We start from the raw sequence: 17,688 nt of genomic DNA, 5'->3' as shown, positions 1-17,688 counted from the left end.
GTGCTCTCCTTCGTCTTGCTGCTGGGCTTCGTGGCGGTCGGGCTGGGCGCGTGCTGCTGCACCGGGGTGGTGGCTGTCGGCGAGACCGTGCTCGGTACGGCGGTGGGTGAGGTGGTGGCCGTCGGCTCGGCCGTTGCGGTCGGACTGGGCGACGTCGTCGGCGTGGGGCTGGGGCTGACCTCGGCGGACACCGGCGCCGGCTTGTCGCCGCCGCTGGTGAGCGCCGCGGCGGTTGCGCTGCCACCTGCGATCACCACCACGCTGCCGATGATCGCCCACGTCTGACGCTTCAACATCCCTACCCCCAGGCCGGATTCGTGTGTGCTCCGACGGTACCGGCCCCACCCGACACGTGACCATCACAACTACGAAAGGAGCTCGCGTGACCCCGCAGTGGAAACGCCTGCTCGATCACGTCCAGTCCATACCCGAGCGGGTGTACGAGGGCTGGACCGCCCGGGACGGCTACGACAACGACACCCCGTGGGGCGAGCGCTTCGGCGAGCCCGGCGTCCCGTGGTGCGTGATCTTCGACTGGTGCATGTACGACGACGTCGGCCTCGCCGGGATCGTTCCGAGGGTCGACAACGTGAGCGCGTTCACCGACTGGGCCCAGCGCCGCGGCCAGTTCAGCCAGTACCCGAGCGTTGGCAGCTGGGTGAACTTCGGCAACGGCTCACACACCGAGCTGGTCGTCGGCTGGGATGCGGACACCGTGTACACCAAGGGCGGCAACTCCGTCCGGGCCGGCTCGACGGACGCCGGGCAGGGCAACGGCGTCTGGTCTCACGCCACGCCGCGGAGGTCGAGCCGGATCGTCGGTTACTTCGCGCCCCGCTTCCCGGACGGCTGTCCGCCGACCGCGGACCCGAATGACCCGCGTGGCGGCCACGCCCAGACCACATACCGCTGGCCCGGGCCCGACCCGGCACCGGCCCCGACCGTCCAGGAGGACGAGATGCCCCCGCAGGACTTGATGCAGTTCCGGATCGGCTCGCAGTACGCCGAGGACGGCTACGAGCCGACCGTCGCCGACTGCCTGCACGGTGCCGCGTACGCCACGCAGCGCGCGGAGGAGGCGATCGCGGCGATCGCCCAGCTCCGTGCGGATCTGCCGCAGCTTCTGCTGTCGGCGCCGATGCCCGAGTACGCGGCGCTCGCGAACGGCTACCGGCCGTCCGTTGGCGAGGCGCTCAACGGCGGGAAGCAGGCGGACGGCCAGATCGCGGCGCTGAACTCCACGGTGAAGGCGATGGCTCAGGCCCTGGCGGCCGGTGGCCAGGTCGACGCGGACGCGCTGGTGGCTCGGATCGAGCAGGCGATCGCCGGCATCACCGTGCACCTCACCACTGCGAAGGAGAACAGCTGATGCGGAAGCTCATCCTCGACCTGGTCGAGCGCACGGTCGCCACGTATGCGGTGGCGTTCCTCGGCCTGCTGCTGGCCGACAACTTCGACCTGACGTCGGTCGGCGCGCTGCGGGCGGCGGCGGTGGCGGCGCTGCCGGCCGCGCTGACCGTGGTCAAGGGGACGGTGTCGACCTTCGTCGGCGACCCCAACTCGGCCGCGCTGCTGGGCCGTCGGGCGCGCGAGTGACCAGCCCGCCCCCGGACGCCGGGGTGTACATCAGCCCGGCCCAGACGCACGCGGAGGTACGCAGGATCGCCGACGGCCAGATCCGGATGGAGGAGAAGTTGGACCGGCTGCTCGACGACCAGCGCGAGCATCGGGAGACGATCGCCGACCATGAGACGCGCCTCCGTACCCAGGAGCGCACCGCTCTGACGGAGGCTGACGTGTCTGGGCTCCGGACCGACGTCGAGGCGCTGAAGCGCAACCGGTGGCCGATGGCGACGATCGGTGTGCTCGGCGGTCTCGCTGGCACGGTCGTCGCCGTGGTCGCCCTCTTCCGCCCCTGAACAACCAAGCGCCCCCGTCCAGCTCTCCCTCGGGAGGGCCGGGCGGGGGCGGTTCCTTGTGTTCAGGCGGTCCACGCCTGGATTTCGGCCGGGTTCCACAGGGGGGTGCGGCCCACTTTCCGGGCGGGCGCGGGAGCTTGTCCGCGGGCGACGTACGAGCTCCATGTCCCGGGCGCGATCGGCCTGCCCGCCGCGCGCAGGTAGTCGAGCACCTGCTGGCGGGTCCACCCGTTATCTGCTGCACCGGCTGCGTAGGAGGGCACCGGGGTACGCGGGTAGGCGCCGACGATGGAGTAGGCGGGGTTGATGCGGCGGGCCTGCTGTTCAAGGTAGTCGTGCGGGTCCATCTCGGAGTCGTCAGGGTAGGCGGACCAGGCGGACCAGGGGACGAACACGGGTTCGCCCAGGTCATCGGCGTCGTGCCACTGCTCGGCGTCGGGGATCAACGCACGCACCGTGCCGAGGGCGCACCAGATCACGCCGACGGTGGCCAGGCTCCGCTGCTGAACCGCTTCGGCGAGGGCTCGGGCGCGGGGGGAGAGCTGTTCGAGGTCAACGTCCTCGTAGCGGGAGTTGGCGGTTCCGTCGAGCGGGGGCTGGCGCAGGGCAAGGCTGGCGATGGTGGGCATCAGGCACCGTCCTCGGAGAGCCGGTCGAGGCGGTCGTCCTCGGAATCGACCCGGGCCTGCATGTCCAGCAGCCGCTGTGTTCGGGCCGCCTTCTCCTGCCGGTACGCCTCCGCGATGCCGGGCGCGTCCTCCAGTCGGTCCATGTCGATCAGGTAGACCGCGAGGCGTTCGCCCTTGTAGGGGCCGGCTGCCGACGTGAACTCCTGGTCGAGGCCGATCCGCTGGAGCACGACGGCGTCACGGTCGAGGTCGTAGGCCTCGCGCTTGATGCCGAGGTAGACCCGTTCCCCGGTGAACTGTCGGCCGTCGATGGTGATCTGGGTATCGGTCTCGTAGGCGGCGGCGAGAATGTCGGGCTTGCCGATCGCGCCCAGGCCCCGGTGTCCGGTGGTTCGGATTTTGTTCGTGATTCCGATCGGGACGTCCATGTTCGTTCCCTTCTGGTGGCTGGTGGTGCCGACACAAGAAAGCTACAGCCTCACGCTGTACAGCGTCAAGCTGTATCTGGGTTGTGCCGCAGCGCCGGCCGCATCCCCTACAGTCGCATCCGTCGGCGCCGCGCTTCGCGGGGATTGCCCGTGGCTTTGTTTCACCAGATCGTTGCGCCCGCGCTCGCGGGCAACAGAACGCCCCCGCTCGGCTTCGGCCGGGCGGGGGATCTTCGTGCGTTCCGGCCCAGCCGACTGCCGGGTCCGGCCATCATGGGGATATGACTACCGCTCCTCCTCCGCTGTCACGGCACCTCGCGATGCATCTCGGCCGGATGGCGATCACCACACAGGGCCTTGCCCCCGAGGCGCGGGCGCGGGTCGAGGGCGCGATCGAGTCCACGATGCGCGACGGCACCGAGGCTGGCGTGTGCGCACTGCTGGACGTGCTGATGGCGGAGGCGGTGCGGGCGGCGGGGCCCGGAGAGTAGGTGCGGCCTACGCGGGCTGCTCGCCGTCGAGTGCTGCCTTCGCGGCTTGGAGGCTGGCCTGCCGGGCCTGGTAGTGCTGGCCGGCCTGCCGCATCTCCTCCCAGACGGGGTGGGCGTCCAGCGCTGCGGCGGCGGCAAGGTAGGCCTCGCGCGCGGCATCGACGTCCCCGCCGGCCTCCCGCACCGTCGTCATCGCCCGGTCCGCCGCGAGGGCGGCGATGTGCAGGGGCAGCAGGTCAGCAGGGAGATCCAGGTCAGCCATGCCGCCCATGGTACGACCGGCATCGGACCGCGCAGGTCAGGGGCGCGGTCGGCTCAGCCGGTGTGGGCCGAGGTAGTAGGAGAGCGCGGCATGCGACGGGCCGTCCGCGACCTCGCCGCCGACCAGCAGATCAACAACATCGGCTTCGGGCACCCACTCCACGCGGGTCGATTCGGAGACGTCCTGTGGCTCGCTGACCTGGGTGCATCCGGTGGCGTGGTAGGCGTGGAAGTGCGCGTTGCTGATGCCGGCCATGGCGTCATACTCGGTCAGCAGCTCGACCCGGCCGGGACGCCAACCGGTCTCCTCCTCGACTTCGCGGGCGGCTGCTGCTGCCGGGTCCTCGCCGGGCTCGGCCCACCCGGCCGGCACCTCCCAGCCCCAGCGGCCCGTGATGAACCGGTGACGGTAGAGGAGAAGGAATCTGCCCTGGTCGTCGGTGACGACTGTGGTGGTCGACTTCTTGGGGTAGCGGACAACGTGGTGGTCGATCCGGCCGACTCCGGGCACCTCGACGTCGTCCAGCCAGACCTCGACCCAGGGACTGCCGTAGACCTGCCGACGTCCGAACGTCTCCCACTCCACAGCGGCCTCCCTACATGCGCACGAGCTGTGCTCCCGACTCTCTCACGCGCGCGGCCAGCTCTCGCACGAGCCTCTCGGCCGCCCACGGGGTGACCGATCGCTCGAAGGCCCGCGCGCGGAGGATGATCGGCTGGACGACGCTCCCACTGGCGACGTCGAGGGCCTGGTGCGCGAGCGCGCAGGCTGCGTCGAGGCTTCCCTGTGCGAGCCGGACCTCCGCGAGGTCGAGGGTGAGTACGGCGCGGCCCTTGACGTCTGTGGCTGCTCGCTGCTGGATGGCAGTCTCCAGCAGGGTGCTGGCCGCGTCATGCTCACCGAGGTAGGCATATGCCTCGCCTGCGAGGCCATCGAGCCGTGGAGCATCGAAGAAGTCGAGACTGCCGGGAGCATCGTCCGCGCGGTCGAGGTGGTGGGCGGCCTGGTCGAGCTCGGCCAGGGCCGCTGTACGCTCGCCTCGTGCCGCGAGAACGCGGGCCAGGTTGGCGGCAACCCAGGCTCGCCGCCGGGGTGCTGCAGTCTCAGCGTGGAGGGCAGCCTGCTGGAGTAGGCCAGCCGCCGCGTCCCGGCGCCCGGCGGTGTACTCAACGATGCTCTTCATGGTGAGGAGCCACGCGATGAGGTCGTCTGCCTCTCCCTCGCCGGCCGCGATGGTGCCGAGGTGGAAGTGTGCGTCGCTGCGGTTGCGGTCGCCCAGGTCGTGGTGCGCGAGGCCGAGCAGGCCCGAGACGGCTGCCAGTATCCGCACGCCACGACGCCGAGCGGCGAGAGACTGCGGGCGGGCGAGCATCTCGTGCACGCCGACCAGCTGCCTCTGGAGGGTGGGCACGGACTCTGCGGGTGGCGTCGAGGGGTAGTGGAACGCCGTGTCGGCGACAGCTGCCTCCAGGTGGCTGAGGGCGGCATCGGACGCAGTGGTGCGGGAGAGCATGTCCAGTACTTCCCAGGTCTCGGGGACGGCTGCGGGCCGGTAGGTGGTGGTCTCGGCAGCGGCTTCCCAGGGCCGGTCGGCGAGGCCGAGCATGCGCCCGGGGATGCGCAGGCCATCGGCGATTCGCTCGATGACGGCCATGCTCTCCACGGTCCGGCCGCCGGTCATGATCTCGCTGACGCGGCTGGTGGAAAGACCAGTGCGGCGAGCGATCTGGGCCGGCCCGATGCCAGCACGTCTTGCGGCGGCCTGGAACACGGCACCGATCTGGCGGGCGGCGCAGGCCGCTGCGAACGCCGGGTCGGCGAGCAGATGCGTGGGAAGTGGTTCCGTGGGCATCGGGGCCTCCCGGGTCGATGGTGGCATGAGGCTACCGGCCACCGTGGTTCCACGGTGGGTACTCACCATGGCCCTAGTGGCGGCCTGCACAGCTACCGATGCTGTGCCTGTGACCATGCATCAGCCGCCGCCCACTCGGGCGCAACTCCAGGATCTGCTGTGGCGGGGAGGACGGCGATCTGGTTCCTGCCCTCGGCTGGGCCGTGGTCGCACACCCCACATGCATTGAGGAGAGAGCTGATGGCTGAGCCCTACGAGACGATCGACCCGGAGGAGCTGGCGCGGATCGAGGCGTCCCACGCCGAGATGCGTGCACACATCCGATCCCTCCAGCCGACCAGCGAGGCGCTGCCCGAGGCGCCGGAGACCGAGCGGTGAGCGCTGCCGGGGGAAAGCCGGCCGTGCGGCCCGTGACGATCGGTACGTGCCCGTACTGCTACGCCCGTGTCCGCGGCCGCCTGATCCGAACGGTGGACGAGCGAAACGAGCTCGTTGAGCATGACGACTGCCCTGGATCTCCGCCGCCCGGCGCCAAGGCCCGCACCTACAACGGCTAACCTGGCCGGCCGTTCCTCAGTGCGGCCGGCTACCCGTAGAACAGTCGCCAGGTCTCCACGCCGAAGGCCCGGGCCATGGCAACGAGGTCGTCGAGGCTGGCCGGGGTGAGGCCGTGTTCGTAGTGCCGGATGGTCTGCCGATCGCGGCCGATCAGCTCCCCAAGCTTTTCCTGGCTGACGCCCTGCTGGCGGCGTAAGAAGCGGATCCGGTCACCGACCTCGCGACGTTCCCGCAGCTGGCGGGCGTCTGGCTGTCGCTGGGGTGGGGTCGGCACCTCCTGACCGTCGCCCGACCAAGATCAAAAGTCTGCATACCAAAGTCCCCACTTGTTCGATTTTACGTTCGCCTATGATTGGCACATGCAACCGGGGGGACCTGAACCGGGAGCACACGCTGAGCACCGCCTACACCCTCACCATCGAGGGCCTCGCCGAACCGACCACATGCATCGATCTTCAGGACGCGCTCGACATCCTGGCTGAGGTCCTTAGGCGCACACCGATCCGCCCGGACCGCCTTTCCGCCTACCTGTGGATGATCAGCGGAGAGGGGGCCGCGGACCGCGTCGGCGACTTCATGCGGAGGGACGGGGAGTTCCTCCTCCGGTTCACCTCCGCCAATCAGCGATACGTCGCAGTGATCCGCCAGTCCTAGCGCTGGAGCTCCCGCTTCGCCCACCAGTACAGCAACTGCGGGACCGTGGTCACGCCGGCCATCGCCTTCAACTCGCTGAGGCGGCTGGTCACGGTCCGGCGGGACACCTCAAGTTGGGCTGCCGTCTCGTCCTGTTCGAGGCCACGCGCCAGTGCCGACAGAATGCCGATGTGGATGGGGAGAAGCTCCATCTCCTGGCTGCCGCCCCAGGGCTCGGAGTGGGCCCAGTCTCGTTCGAATGACGCGCAGACCAGGGCGACCAGCACCTCATCGGTGACGACGGCCGCGCGGTCCGGCGCTACCTCAGTGGAGCTCCACGGTTCGAGTACGGGCACGACGGCCACGCGCCGGTCCACCACGATTGCTCGGCCAAACGTCCGCCCTGTGCGGATCTTGGCGCCGCGCTCGGTCATCGTCAGTGCCCATCGAGCAGTAGGCCCGTCAGAGCGTGCGCTCGGGAGGTAGATCGTGCGCATGGCGGCTCCCCGCTTCAGCACGCCCAGGTCGCGCTGATAGGAGACTGCCAGCACGTCGGCACGTCTGGGGCCCGTCGGCTGGGCGGTGAGGAGTTCGCGAGTACACCCGTTGACGACAGTCTCCAGGCGCTCGTTGATCACCTTGAACCCGGTGAGGATCTCCACGCCCGGAGTCATGCTGCGGCCGGGGTGTGTGGCTCGGTAAGCCGATGCCATCCCAGCAAGCTGGGACGGGAATGACTGGGCCTCGGAGAGCATGCCGGCTGCCATCTGGACGAGGGATGACTGCCACTGCCGGACTGCCGCATCGACGTCGAGGGCCTGCATGCGGTCGGGTCGCCCCGGTTCGGAGGCAATGAGGCCGACACTGACCAGCTGGTCTCGGGCTGGACTCGGCGGCGGGCTGAGCTCCGCGCCCGAGAGAACCTTGAGGTAGAGATCAACTGCTTCCGGAATGAGAAACAGGCGACCATCAACAGTGTCCGTTTCCACCGTTTCACCCCAGATGACATGCAATCAGGACTGCGCACATGCGCAACTTTCCGAGCATATCGTGAGAAGGGTTGATTCAACGTAGAACAGTGCGAACACTAGTCCATGAGGGAACTCATACCTCCGGTTTACTCTCCCGCCACACCACACCAGCCACAAAAGGGGTGCCCCATGCCTGCAGGCAGGACTACCGTCCGGGTTCTGGCCGGCGCTCTCGCTGGCGCCGCCCTCATCGCCGGGGTCGCGACCTCTGTCGCTACCGCAGGGCCGCAGCGAAACACCGCCGACTCCGTCTGGGGCGTTGTCGCGCCGCAGCCGACGGAGACACCCACCGCGACTCCGGCGACGACTGCCACCCTCGACGACTCCGTCTGGGGCTGACGTCAGCTCCGGTCGGCCGCCGTCATGGCGGCCGACCGGGCCTTGAGCTTCCCGCCGCGGCAGTGCCCGCTTTCACCGGGCGCTGACCGGCGGGAATCCAGGGGCCGGTAGGAGACCCTCACACCGTGGGAGGTATGCGGGATCCTACCGACCCCATCAGCCGCCCCGTACCCCCCATGTGGAGGGTGCGGGGCGGCTTACATGCGTCCCGAGGCGGGAAAATCTGGGGAGTTTCCGGGGAGTGGGGAGTCCCTGGGGAGCCCCAGATCAAGCACCCATGGGAACGCATGAGTAATCCTGAGGAAACTAAACCCCCAGATCAGGCCGCGTTTCGCGGTCCCGACCTGGAAGGGGGCGGAAGAGTCGGCCTGTACGCCGGGTTCTGTCTCCCGGGTTGCTCGCGCGGCCCGGGGAGGCGGCCATCCATCTAGGGCTGCCGTTGCCGACAGCCTCGTGCGGTCCACCCGCGGACTCGGGCGAGCAGCCTTCAAACGTCCGCGCACGGTGCCCGAGGGCACCGATCTTGACCTTGCTCCAGGTGGGGTTTACCTAGCCGGCCGGGTCACCCCGGTCGCTGGTGGTCTCTTACACCACCGTTTCACCCTTACCCACCACGAAAAGCGGTGGGCGGTCTGTTTTCTGTGGCACTGTCCCGCGGGTCACCCCGGGTGGGCGTTACCCACCACCCTGCTCTGTGGAGCCCGGACGTTCCTCGGCGGGTCTGGGACCCGTCGCGACCGCCCGGCCGGCTCTTCCGCCGTAGTGGTCATCGTAGCCGCTCGGGCGGCGCCTCCCGTACACCGGACCGGACGGCCGGGGGCTCGGCGCCGAGGCGGGCGGCCACCCGGGCGGCCGTCGCGCTCGCCCAGGCGGTGGTGGTGACCAGGCCCAGGACGAGGACGGCGGCGCCGAGGCCGACCAGGATCCACCAGCCGGCGTGGCTGGCCCGGGCGAAGCCGGTCGCCACCGGCCCGACCACGGCCGCGGTGACGACCGTGCCGATCACCGCCACGCCCAGCGACTGGCCGATCTGGCGGCTGGTCGAGGCGACCGCGGCCGCCACGCCCGCCTGGGCGCGCGGCATGCCGGACACGGCGGCGTTGGTGATCGGCGCGTTCACCATGCCGAAGCCGAAGCCGAACAGCCCGTACGCGACCAGCAGCAGGGCGGGCGGGGAGTCGGCGGCGAGCCGGGTGAGCAGCAGCCCGCTCGCGGCGAGGCCGAGCCCGGCCGCGACCAGCGGCAGGCGCGGGCCGCGGCTCGCGACGATCCGTCCCGACAGCGGCGCGCAGACCAGCATCATCCCGGCCATCGGCAGCGTCCACAGGCCGGCCTCGACCGGGCCGTAGTGGCGGACGTCCTGGAGGTAGAGGGTGTTGAGGAAGAGGAAGCCGCCGAGCGCGGCGAAGGCGCAGACCGCGGTGACGGTGGCGCCGGTGAACGGCGCGCTGGCGAAGAACCGGGGGTCCACCAGCGGCTCGGCCACCCGGCGCTCCCAGAGCGGGAAGGCGATCAGTGCGGCCACGGCGGTGGAGGCCAGCGCGAGGATCAGCGGGGAGGTCCAGCCGTTGGCCGGGCCCTCGATGATCGCGGCGGTGCCGCAGCCGAGCAGCACGATCATCAGCAGCTGCCCGACCGGGTCCAGCCGGCGCGGCCGGGGCGCCCGGGACTCGGGCACGAAGCGGGCGGTCAGCGCGATCGCGGCGACCGCCACCGGGACGTTGATCAGGAAGATCGACGGCCAGCCCGCGCCGTCCACCAGGAAGCCGCCGAGCAGTGGGCCGAGCGCCATCGAGATGCCGACCACACCGCCCCAGACGCCGATCGCCCGGGCCCGCTCCTTCGGGTCGGTGAAGGTGTTGGTGATGATCGACATCGCCACCGGGTTGAGCATCGACCCGCCCACCGCCTGGAGCGCCCGGAACGCCACCAGCCAGCCCAGGCTCGGGGCCTGGCTGCACAGCAGCGAGCCCAGCGCGAAGCAGACCAGGCCGGTCTGGAACACCCGGCGGCGGCCGAAGCGGTCGGCCACCGAGCCGAACAGCATCAGCAGCGAGGCCAGCACCAGGGTGTAGGCGTCGATGATCCACTGCAGCCCGGACGCCGGGGCGCCCAGGTCGCGCTGGATCGCCGGCAGGGCGATGTTCACCACGGTGTTGTCGAGGCCGACGATGAACAGGCTCAGGCAGCAGATCGCCAGGACGAGCAGACGGCGGCGGGGCCCGAGCGCGGGCCCGGGGGCTGGCGCGGGCGCGGACGCGGCGGCGGCGCGGGGCTGGAGGTCGGGCACGGACCGATCCTCCCACCGCGCGGTGGCCCGGGGCGGGTCGGCGGCGCGTCCGGGTGGCGGGGCCGGGAGCAGGGGCGCACCCGGGGGCGGGGGCCGGACGGCGGGGGCGGGGGCCGAACGGCGGCCGCGGGGTGCGCACGGCCGGCGCAGTAGGGTTGCGGGGTTCGTGTGCCACAGATTGTTGAGGAGTCCGCTGTGCTGGTGCTTTTGCCGCCCTCGGAGGGCAAGGCCGGGTCCGGCGACGGCGGGCCGGTGGCGCTGGAGCGGCTGTCGCTGCCCGGGCTGACGGCGGCGCGCGGTGCGGTGCTGGACGCCCTGGTGGGCCTGTGCCGGGGCGACGAGGACACCGCCGCCGAGGTGCTCGGACTCTCCCCCGGTCTGCGCGGCGAGATCGCCAAGAACGCCGGACTGCCGACGGCCGGGGCCCGCCCGGCGGGCGAGGTGTACACCGGGGTGCTGTTCGACAACCTCGGCCTGGCCACCCTGGACGCCGTCGCGTACGACCGGGCCGAGCGTTCGCTGCTGGTCTTCTCCGGCCTCTGGGGCGCCGTGCGGATCTCCGACCGGATCCCGTCCTACCGCTGCTCGATGGGCGTGAAGCTCCCGCGGCTGGGGGCGCTCGGCGCGTACTGGCGGAGCGCGATGGCCCCCGTGCTCCCGGAGGTCGCGGACGGGCTGGTGCTGGACCTGCGCAGCTCCGCGTACGCGGCGGCCTGGCGGCCGGCCGGCGAGGTGGCCTCCCGGACCGCGACCGTCCGGGTGCTCCAGGAGCGGGGCGGCAAGCGCACCGTGGTCAGCCACTTCAACAAGGCGACCAAGGGGCGGATCGTCCGGGACCTGCTGGTCACCGGCGCCGAGCCGAAGACCCCCGAGGAGCTGATGGACGCGCTGCTGGAGCTGGGCCACCGGGTGGAGCTCGCGGCGGAGGGCACCGCCCGCAAGCCGTGGCAGCTGGACGTGGTGGTCACCGAGGTGCACTGACCGGCTGCCCCGGCCGGGTCAGCGCAGGTGCGAGGTGTCGTTGAGCAGCCGCAGCGAGGCGTTGCCGTCCGCGTAGTACTGGACGGCGCAGATCGAGGCGGCGGACAGCTCCATCCGGTACATCGAGTCCGGCGGGGCGCCGAGCGCCAGCCGGACCAGGGTCTTGATCGGGCTGACGTGCGAGACCACCAGCACGGTCTTCCCGGCGTACCGGGCGATGATCTTGTCCCGGGCGACGCCGGCCCGGTGGGTGAGCGTGGTGAAGCTCTCGCCGCTGCCGGTCGGCTTGGCCTTCGCGGAGCCGAGCCAGGCGGTGAGGTCGTCCGGGTACCGCTCCCGCACCTCGGCGAAGGTGAGGCCCTCCCAGTCGCCGAAGTCGACCTCGCGCAGCCCTTCCTCGTACCGGACCTCCAGGCCGAGCCGGGCGGCGACGGTCTCGGCGGTCTGCCGGGTGCGGCACATCGGGGAGGCGACGACCGCCTGGACCGTGCCGCGCGCGGCCAGCGCCTCGGCGGCCCGCTCGGCCTGCCAGCGGCCCTTGTCGGAGAGCTCCGGGTCGCTGCCGCCGCTGCCGGAGAAGCGCTTCTCCGGGGTGAGCGGGGTCTCGCCGTGGCGCAGCAGGACGAAGGTGGTCGGGGTGCCGAGGTCGGCCGGGGCGGCCCAGCCGGCCTTGGGGGCGGCGGTCTCCAGCGGCGGTTCCTCGACGGCGGCCACCGGCGTGCGGGGCTCCCACTGGCGCCCGGCCTTGCCCGCGTCCATCGCCTCGTTGGCCAGCCGGTCGGCGTCCTTGTTCCGCTCGCGCGGGATCCAGGTGTACGTGACCCGGGAGCGCGGGAGGACGGTGCGCGCCTCGGCGGCGAGCGGCTGCATGTCGGGGTGCTTGATCTTCCAGCGCCCGGACATCTGCTCGACGACCAGCTTGGAGTCCATCCGGACGTCCACCGAGGCGTCCGGGTCCAGCTCGCGGGCCGCCTTGAGCCCGGCGATCAGGCCCTTGTACTCGGCCACGTTGTTGGTGGCGTGACCGATGAACTCGGCGGCCTCGGCGATGATCTGCCCGGTGTCCCCGTCGCGGACCACCGCGCCGTAGCCGGCCGGCCCCGGGTTGCCCCGGGACCCGCCGTCGGCTTCGACGATGAAGCGCGCCGTCACCGGATCAGACGCCCGAGTCGGAGGTGCGGACCAGGATCCGCGAGCAGTTCTCGCAGCGGACCACCTTGTCGGCCGGCTCGGCCTTGATGGCGTTCAGCTCGGTGATGGAGAACTCGGTGCGGCAGCCCTCGCAGCGGCGCTGGTAGAGGCGGGCCGCGCCGACGCCGCCCTGGCTCTCGCGCAGCTTGGCGTAGACCTTCAGCAGGTCGGCCGGGATGACGGCGGCGACGGTCTCGCGGTCGCGCTTGACCTTGTCGGCCTCCCCGTCGATCTCGGCGAAGGCGGCGTCGCGGCGGCCCTCGGCCTCCTCGAGCACGACGGTGGAGTGCTCCAGGCGCGCGGACAGCTCCTCGACCCGGCTCTTGGCGCTCTCCTGGCGCTCCATGATCTCCAGCACGACGTCCTCGAGGTCGCCCTGGCGCTTGGCGAGCGAGCCGATCTCGTGCTGGAGGTTCTCCAGGTCCTTCGGCGAGGTGATCGCGCCGGAGTCCAGGCGCTGCTGGTTGCGGGCGGCACGGGCGCGGACCTGCTCGACGTCCTGCTCGGCCTTGGTCAGCTCGCGGGCGGTGTCGCCCTTCTGGGCCTCGGCGGCGACGACGAGGTCCTTGAGCGCGGTGTGGTCGGCGGAGGCCTTGTCGATCTCGGCGTGCTCGGGCAGGCTCCGGCGCCGGTGGGCCAGCTGGTCGAGCTTCGAGTCGATGGCCTGGAGGTCGAGCAGGCGGATCTGGTCGGCGGGCGCGGCGTTCAAGCGGAGAGCTCCTGTGAATCGGGTCAGGCGGTGAAGGACATGGGGGCGTGCGCGGTCCACGGGTCGGTGACCCGGTGGGAGACCTTGGTCTCCACGGCCCAGCCGCGCTTGTCGGCGGCGGCCAGCAGGGCCCGCTCGGCCAGGGTGAGCCAGGGCCACTCGGTGGCCCAGTGGGCGGCGTCGAGCAGCGCGACGGGCGCCGCCTCGGCGGCCTCGGAGGCCGGGTGGTGGCGCAGGTCGGCGGTCAGGTAGGCGTCCACGCCGGCCGACCGGACGTCCGCGAGGAAGCCGTCGCCCGAGCCGCCGCACACCGCGACCCGGCTGACCAGCCGGTTCGGGTCGCCGGAGACGCGGACGCCGGCGGCGGTGGCGGGCAGGCCCTTCGCCACCTGCGCGGCGAAGGCGGAGAGGGGCAGCGGGGGCTCCAGCAGGCCGATCCGGCCACTGCCGCGGCGGCCCAGCGGGTCGGTCGGGTCCGGCACCAGCGGGCCGGTGACCCGCAGGCCCACGGCCTCGGCGAGCGCGTCCGAGACGCCGGGGTCGGCGTGGTCGGCGTTGGTGTGGGCGACGTGCAGGGCGATGCCGTTGGTGATCAGCGTGTGCACCACCCGGCCCTTGAAGGTGGTGGCGGCGACGCTGGTGGTGCCGCGCAGGTAGAGGGGGTGGTGGGTGACCACGAGGTCGGCGCCCCACTCCACGGCCTCGTCGACGACCGCCTGGACGGGGTCGACGGCGAACAGCACGCGGTTGACCTCGGCCTGAGGGTCTCCGCAGACCAGGCCGACGGCGTCCCAGGACTCCGCCCACTGCGGCGGATAGACCTCTTCGAGCGCGGTGATGACGTCGGACAGTTTCGGCACCTGTCGAGACTACCGTGCGCGCGGGCGCGGTCGGGCCTCGGCCGTTCGGCGGGCTGCCGGGGAAGTCGTCGCGGCTGTTCGGACGCGGGAGCTGGGGGCGTACGGGTGCGCGTCAATCTTCGACGGGCGGCGCCCGACGGGGCCCGCGCGCTCCGTACGCGGCCGCGCGCCGGGCGTCCGTTACTCACAGCAGGGGTCTCGTACGAATTCGAAACCATGCCTTGATCACCCTTACGAGTGAAGTGACCGGCTCTGCGTTGAGCCTTCGGTTGGCTCGAAAGTAACTTCACTCCTGCGAAGGGGAGTTGCCCCGGCGGCAGCCGCGACAGGAGTCGGGCGGAGGCCGCGCCGGGCCGGACGGGATCCGGGTGAGCGCTCCCAAGCCGGGGCGGCACCGCCGCCCCCTCCGGGAAGACCGATCAGGCCGGGCCGTGGCCCTGGTGCCGCGAGCAGTGGGTACCCGGGGCAGCCGCAGGGACGAAGGGATGTGGTGGCGAATGCGGGCGGGCACATCGCTGCGTACGGCCGGGGAGCGGGGATCGGTGGAGACCGGACCGGCTGCGGCGGGCTCGTGGCCGGAGGCGACACGGGCGGTACTGGCCGGTGCCGGAGGCCGGGGAGACGGCGGTGACCGGGGCGTCACCGGCGGCGGCCTCCGGCGCACGGCCAGGCCGCCCGCGTCCCCGCCGCCGGAGCGGGGGCCCCGGGCGCGCACCGGGGCGGACCGGGGAGAGGGGCCCGGCCGGGCCCGGCAGGCATGGAGGGGCCCGGCGCCGCACGCCGCCGAGCCGATCGGGCAGGAGGGCTCCGTCCTCCTGGTGCAGGAACGAATCGCCGGGCAGCCCCCGGGCGGCCGGGTGACCGACCGGCTGCGGCCCGACGGCAGCCCCGGGGTGAGTGGAGCATGAACGTGGCCACCCGGACCGTGACCCAGGCCCTGCGCCGGCTGAGCTTCACCTTCGCCGCCGACGGCGGCCACGCCGCCTGCCTCGCCTCCTCCGCCGACAGCGGCTGGTACGTGGAGAGCTGGCGACTGCCGCAGGACGGCGGCCCGGCCGTGCCGACCCCGCTGCCGCTGCCCGGCAACCGCTCGGAGAGCCCGCGCTCGCAGCTGGTCGCCCTGCCGGACGGCTCGGTGCTGACCTGCCGGCACGACGGCGAGCAGCACGACCTGGTCCGCCTGGCACCCGGCGAAGGCTCCACCGTGGAACAGCGGTCGGGCTCGCTGCGGATGGCCGGACTGCGGGTGCTGCCGTTCCCGGCCCAGGCCGGGAACGGCCCGCGGACGCCGGTGGCGGTCGCCCTCGGCAGCGACACCCGCCCGGCGACCACCGTCTGGCTGGTGCGGGCGGACGGCAGCGAGCCCGAACAGGTCGCCGAGATCCCGGGGCTGCACGGCGGCGGCACCTGGCTGGACCGTACGGGCACGCTGCTCGCGCTGGACCGGGTGAACGCGGGCCTGGTCCGCAGCGTGGTGCTCGACCTGCGCAGCGGCTCCACCACCCCGCTGCTGGAGATCGGCCCGGACAGCAACGACCGCCTGGTGCTGTTCGACCCGGACAGCCGCTTCGCGATGGTCCGCAGCGACGCGCCCGGCACCGACCGGCTCGGCTGGGGCGTCCTCGGCACCGGGGAGCCGCTGCGGTTCCCGGAGTGCCTGCACGTCGCGGGCATGCTCCTGCGGCCGGTGGCGCTGCGGGTGGCGGCGGACGGCCCCCGGGTCGCGGTGCAGATCGACCACGGCGCGGGCTCGACGCTCGCGCTGTGGCGGCCCTCCGCCGGGCGGCTGGACCCGCTGCCGGTGCCGCCCGGGCGGCTCGGTGCGGTCGGCCACTGGAGCGGGGCGGGGCTGCGGCTGCCGTACTCCTCGCCCGACCATCCGGCGGCGCTGGCCACCCTGGACGTCGACGCGCTGCTGGCGCACGGTCCGCTCCCGGCCGCCTCCGGTCCGACGCCACTGCCGCTGCAACTCGCGCCGCTGGCCTCGGGGTTGCCCGGGCCGTGGCGGGACACCATCCTGCCCTGGCAGCCCGGCGGGGTGCGCCCGGTGCGGACCGAGCCGCCCGGCTGGCGGCTGGACGGCAGCACCGCACCCGGCGACGGCGGCCGCTGGCAGTCCGCGCAGAGCCTCGAACTGGCCGGCCCGGCAGGCCCGATGGAGGCCGTGGTGTACGGCGGGGACGCCTGGCTGAGCAGCCCGCACCTGGTGCTGGCGCTGCACGGCGGCCCGGCGGACGCCTGGCGGCTGGAGTTCGACCCGGCGCTGCAGCGGATGGCCGCCGAGGGCCTGGCGGTGGTCGCGCCGAACCAGCGCGGCTCCACCGGCTACGGCGTGGCGCACGCGCTGGCCATCCGGGGCGCCTGGGGCGGTCCCGACCTGGACGACGTGCTGCACCTGCTGGACGGCATCGCGGGCCAGCGCGCCGCCCTCGGCCTGGAACCGCCGGCCCTCTTCGGGGTCAGCTACGGCGGATTCCTGGCGCTGCTGGCGGCCGCGCACGCGCCGGCCGAGCAGGTCTCCCGCTGCGCGGTGGTCGCGCCGTTCCTGTCCGGTGCCCGGCTGCTGGCCGAGGCGGCGCCCCCCGTGGGGGCGCTGACCACGCGCCTGGGCGGCGGCGAGCCGATCGCCGACGCCCGCGGCCCGCGCGACGTCCTGCAACTCGCACACCGGCTGAGCGCGCCGCTGCTGATGGTGCACGGCAACCGGGACGAGGTCGTGCCGGTGGGCCAGTCCCGGTCGCTGCGGCACGAGCTGCTGCGGATCGGCCGGATCGAGGGCGAGGACTTCCGGTACGTGGAGGCGGCCGGCGCCGGGCACGAGGTACTCGCGGACGAGGGCGCCGCCGTCCTGCACGAGCTGCTGGCCACGTTCCTGCGGACCGGCCGTCCGGGCTGATCCGCCGCCGGGCACGGCGTCGGCCCGGAAGCCTCGGGAGCCCGGGAGCCCCGGAACCCGGAAGCCCCGGGAGCCCAGCGCGGCGTCGGCCCAAGGGCCCGGCAGCGGCGCCGCGCTGGGCGATCCGGGTGAACTCGCCGCAGGTGGGCGCCGATTCCGGACCTTGGTACGGACCTGCCGGGCGCCCGCCCCGGGACGCGGCGCCGGTGGGCCGCCGGCCCGGTTCCGGGCCCCGGACCGGCCCGGGACCCGCGTCGTGATCTCGATAGGATCTCGTCCGTTCCGGCCGTTATGGTGGCCGGGGCACGGGCCGCGATCACCGGCTACGGGCGCGTACCGAGCGCCCGATCGGGGCCCCGACCGTGCGCCACCGGCGTCGGCCGGGCGCCGATGACCTGCACCCTCCGCACGGAAAAGACGAATCTCATGTCCGACACCCTCACCGACACCACCGGACCCGCGGTTACCGGGACCGACGCCGACGAGAAGACGGCCAAGGACACCGCGTCGCACGGCCGCCACCGCGGTGGCTCCGCCGCCGACGACAGCCCGCAGTCCGACCCGCACGGCCGCCACCGCGCGGCCGGCGCGCAGGGCTGACCGCAGCGGCGCCTCAGGG

The 17,688-nt window shown here is 72.7% G+C and carries 21 protein-coding genes and 1 other RNA gene; 10 read left to right on the top strand and 12 right to left on the bottom strand.

Annotated features, from left to right (window positions below):
* From ABZ449_RS11640 to ABZ449_RS11625, 4 genes are all read left to right on the top strand, one after another.
* Complete coding sequence (locus ABZ449_RS11640; protein WP_360344018.1) at window positions 1-285, top strand: hypothetical protein; 285 nt, start codon at window positions 1-3, stop codon at window positions 283-285.
* Window positions 286-382: 97 nt separating this feature from the next.
* Complete coding sequence (locus ABZ449_RS11635; protein ID WP_360344015.1) at window positions 383-1,369, top strand: hypothetical protein; 987 nt, start codon at window positions 383-385, stop codon at window positions 1,367-1,369.
* Window positions 1,369-1,596, top strand: a complete 228-nt coding sequence (locus tag ABZ449_RS11630) for a holin (RefSeq protein ID WP_360344012.1) — start codon at window positions 1,369-1,371, stop codon at window positions 1,594-1,596. The genes ABZ449_RS11635 and ABZ449_RS11630 overlap by 1 nt, the downstream gene beginning before the upstream one ends.
* On the top strand, window positions 1,593-1,919 hold the full coding sequence (locus ABZ449_RS11625; protein ID WP_360344010.1) for a hypothetical protein: 327 nt from the start codon (window positions 1,593-1,595) through the stop codon (window positions 1,917-1,919). Before ABZ449_RS11630 ends, ABZ449_RS11625 begins: the two co-directional genes overlap by 4 nt.
* A gap of 62 nt (window positions 1,920-1,981) precedes the next feature.
* Here the strand turns inward: ABZ449_RS11625 and ABZ449_RS11620 are convergent, their stop codons facing one another.
* Both ABZ449_RS11620 and ABZ449_RS11615 read right to left on the bottom strand, forming a co-directional pair.
* The gene (locus ABZ449_RS11620) at window positions 1,982-2,548 is read right to left on the bottom strand and encodes a hypothetical protein (RefSeq protein WP_360344007.1); all 567 of its coding nucleotides are present in this window, start codon (window positions 2,546-2,548) and stop codon (window positions 1,982-1,984) included.
* Window positions 2,548-2,976: a hypothetical protein gene (locus tag ABZ449_RS11615; protein WP_360344004.1), complete on the bottom strand. Its 429-nt coding sequence runs from the start codon at window positions 2,974-2,976 to the stop codon at window positions 2,548-2,550. The genes ABZ449_RS11620 and ABZ449_RS11615 overlap by 1 nt, the downstream gene beginning before the upstream one ends.
* Window positions 2,977-3,311: 335 nt before the next feature.
* Between ABZ449_RS11615 and ABZ449_RS11610 the strand changes: the two genes are divergently transcribed.
* On the top strand, window positions 3,312-3,467 hold the full coding sequence (locus ABZ449_RS11610) for a hypothetical protein (protein ID WP_360344001.1): 156 nt from the start codon (window positions 3,312-3,314) through the stop codon (window positions 3,465-3,467).
* Window positions 3,468-3,474: 7 nt separating this feature from the next.
* Here the strand turns inward: ABZ449_RS11610 and ABZ449_RS11605 are convergent, their stop codons facing one another.
* The 3 genes from ABZ449_RS11605 to ABZ449_RS11595 are packed head-to-tail and all read right to left on the bottom strand — an operon-like array spanning window position 3,475 to window position 5,581.
* Window positions 3,475-3,729, bottom strand: coding sequence for a hypothetical protein (locus ABZ449_RS11605; RefSeq protein ID WP_360343998.1), 255 nt, complete (start codon window positions 3,727-3,729; stop codon window positions 3,475-3,477).
* A gap of 36 nt (window positions 3,730-3,765) precedes the next feature.
* Window positions 3,766-4,314 carry an NUDIX hydrolase gene (locus tag ABZ449_RS11600; protein WP_360343995.1) on the bottom strand — a complete coding sequence of 183 codons (549 nt, stop codon included), beginning with the start codon at window positions 4,312-4,314 and terminating at the stop codon, window positions 3,766-3,768.
* Window positions 4,315-4,324: 10 nt separating this feature from the next.
* Window positions 4,325-5,581 (bottom strand): helix-turn-helix transcriptional regulator, encoded by a 1,257-nt coding sequence (locus ABZ449_RS11595; RefSeq protein WP_360343992.1) that lies wholly within the window; start codon window positions 5,579-5,581, stop codon window positions 4,325-4,327.
* A gap of 240 nt (window positions 5,582-5,821) precedes the next feature.
* Here ABZ449_RS11595 and ABZ449_RS11590 point away from each other — a divergent pair, with 240 nt between their 5' ends.
* Window positions 5,822-5,959: a hypothetical protein gene (locus ABZ449_RS11590; protein WP_360343989.1), complete on the top strand. Its 138-nt coding sequence runs from the start codon at window positions 5,822-5,824 to the stop codon at window positions 5,957-5,959.
* Window positions 5,960-6,167: 208 nt separating this feature from the next.
* On the opposite strand, the gene ABZ449_RS11585 is transcribed toward ABZ449_RS11590, so the two are convergent.
* Window positions 6,168-6,413, bottom strand: coding sequence for a helix-turn-helix transcriptional regulator (locus ABZ449_RS11585; protein WP_360343986.1), 246 nt, complete (start codon window positions 6,411-6,413; stop codon window positions 6,168-6,170).
* 74 nt (window positions 6,414-6,487) lie between these two features.
* Between ABZ449_RS11585 and ABZ449_RS11580 the strand changes: the two genes are divergently transcribed.
* A complete protein-coding gene (locus ABZ449_RS11580; protein ID WP_360343983.1) occupies window positions 6,488-6,793 on the top strand; it encodes a hypothetical protein in 306 nt (101 codons plus the stop codon).
* On the opposite strand, the gene ABZ449_RS11575 is transcribed toward ABZ449_RS11580, so the two are convergent.
* The 3 genes from ABZ449_RS11575 to ABZ449_RS11565 all read right to left on the bottom strand — a co-directional run bounded on the left by ABZ449_RS11575 (window position 6,790) and on the right by ABZ449_RS11565 (window position 10,351).
* Entirely contained in the window at window positions 6,790-7,785 is a 996-nt protein-coding gene (locus ABZ449_RS11575; protein WP_360343980.1) for a hypothetical protein, read from the bottom strand. The two genes, ABZ449_RS11580 and ABZ449_RS11575, sit on opposite strands and share 4 nt — an antisense overlap.
* A 712-nt stretch (window positions 7,786-8,497) precedes the next feature.
* Window positions 8,498-8,895, bottom strand: an RNA gene (gene rnpB, locus ABZ449_RS11570) — RNase P RNA component class A.
* A 13-nt stretch (window positions 8,896-8,908) separates the two neighbouring features.
* Window positions 8,909-10,351, bottom strand: coding sequence for a DHA2 family efflux MFS transporter permease subunit (locus ABZ449_RS11565; RefSeq protein WP_360344302.1), 1,443 nt, complete (start codon window positions 10,349-10,351; stop codon window positions 8,909-8,911).
* Window positions 10,352-10,627: 276 nt separating this feature from the next.
* Here ABZ449_RS11565 and yaaA point away from each other — a divergent pair, with 276 nt between their 5' ends.
* On the top strand, window positions 10,628-11,413 hold the full coding sequence (gene yaaA, locus ABZ449_RS11560) for a peroxide stress protein YaaA (protein WP_360343977.1): 786 nt from the start codon (window positions 10,628-10,630) through the stop codon (window positions 11,411-11,413).
* Window positions 11,414-11,431: 18 nt separating this feature from the next.
* On the opposite strand, the gene ABZ449_RS11555 is transcribed toward yaaA, so the two are convergent.
* From ABZ449_RS11555 to ABZ449_RS11545, 3 genes are read right to left on the bottom strand one after another with little or no spacing between them, the layout of a single operon-like run.
* Window positions 11,432-12,565 carry a bifunctional RNase H/acid phosphatase gene (locus ABZ449_RS11555; RefSeq protein ID WP_360343974.1) on the bottom strand — a complete coding sequence of 378 codons (1,134 nt, stop codon included), beginning with the start codon at window positions 12,563-12,565 and terminating at the stop codon, window positions 11,432-11,434.
* Between the two features lie 4 nt (window positions 12,566-12,569).
* Window positions 12,570-13,313: a C4-type zinc ribbon domain-containing protein gene (locus tag ABZ449_RS11550; protein WP_360343971.1), complete on the bottom strand. Its 744-nt coding sequence runs from the start codon at window positions 13,311-13,313 to the stop codon at window positions 12,570-12,572.
* 23 nt (window positions 13,314-13,336) lie between these two features.
* Window positions 13,337-14,173 carry a Nif3-like dinuclear metal center hexameric protein gene (locus ABZ449_RS11545; protein ID WP_360343968.1) on the bottom strand — a complete coding sequence of 279 codons (837 nt, stop codon included), beginning with the start codon at window positions 14,171-14,173 and terminating at the stop codon, window positions 13,337-13,339.
* A 910-nt stretch (window positions 14,174-15,083) separates the two neighbouring features.
* Here ABZ449_RS11545 and ABZ449_RS11540 point away from each other — a divergent pair.
* Both ABZ449_RS11540 and ABZ449_RS11535 read left to right on the top strand, forming a co-directional pair.
* Entirely contained in the window at window positions 15,084-17,069 is a 1,986-nt protein-coding gene (locus ABZ449_RS11540; protein ID WP_360343965.1) for an alpha/beta fold hydrolase, read from the top strand.
* A 426-nt stretch (window positions 17,070-17,495) separates the two neighbouring features.
* On the top strand, window positions 17,496-17,669 hold the full coding sequence (locus ABZ449_RS11535) for a hypothetical protein (RefSeq protein WP_360343963.1): 174 nt from the start codon (window positions 17,496-17,498) through the stop codon (window positions 17,667-17,669).
* Window positions 17,670-17,688: the final 19 nt, after the last annotated feature.

Source organism: Kitasatospora sp. NPDC005856 (genome assembly GCF_040629945.1).
GTDB lineage: Bacteria > Actinomycetota > Actinomycetes > Streptomycetales > Streptomycetaceae > Kitasatospora.
This window is presented reverse-complemented; position numbering and strand designations above follow the sequence as displayed.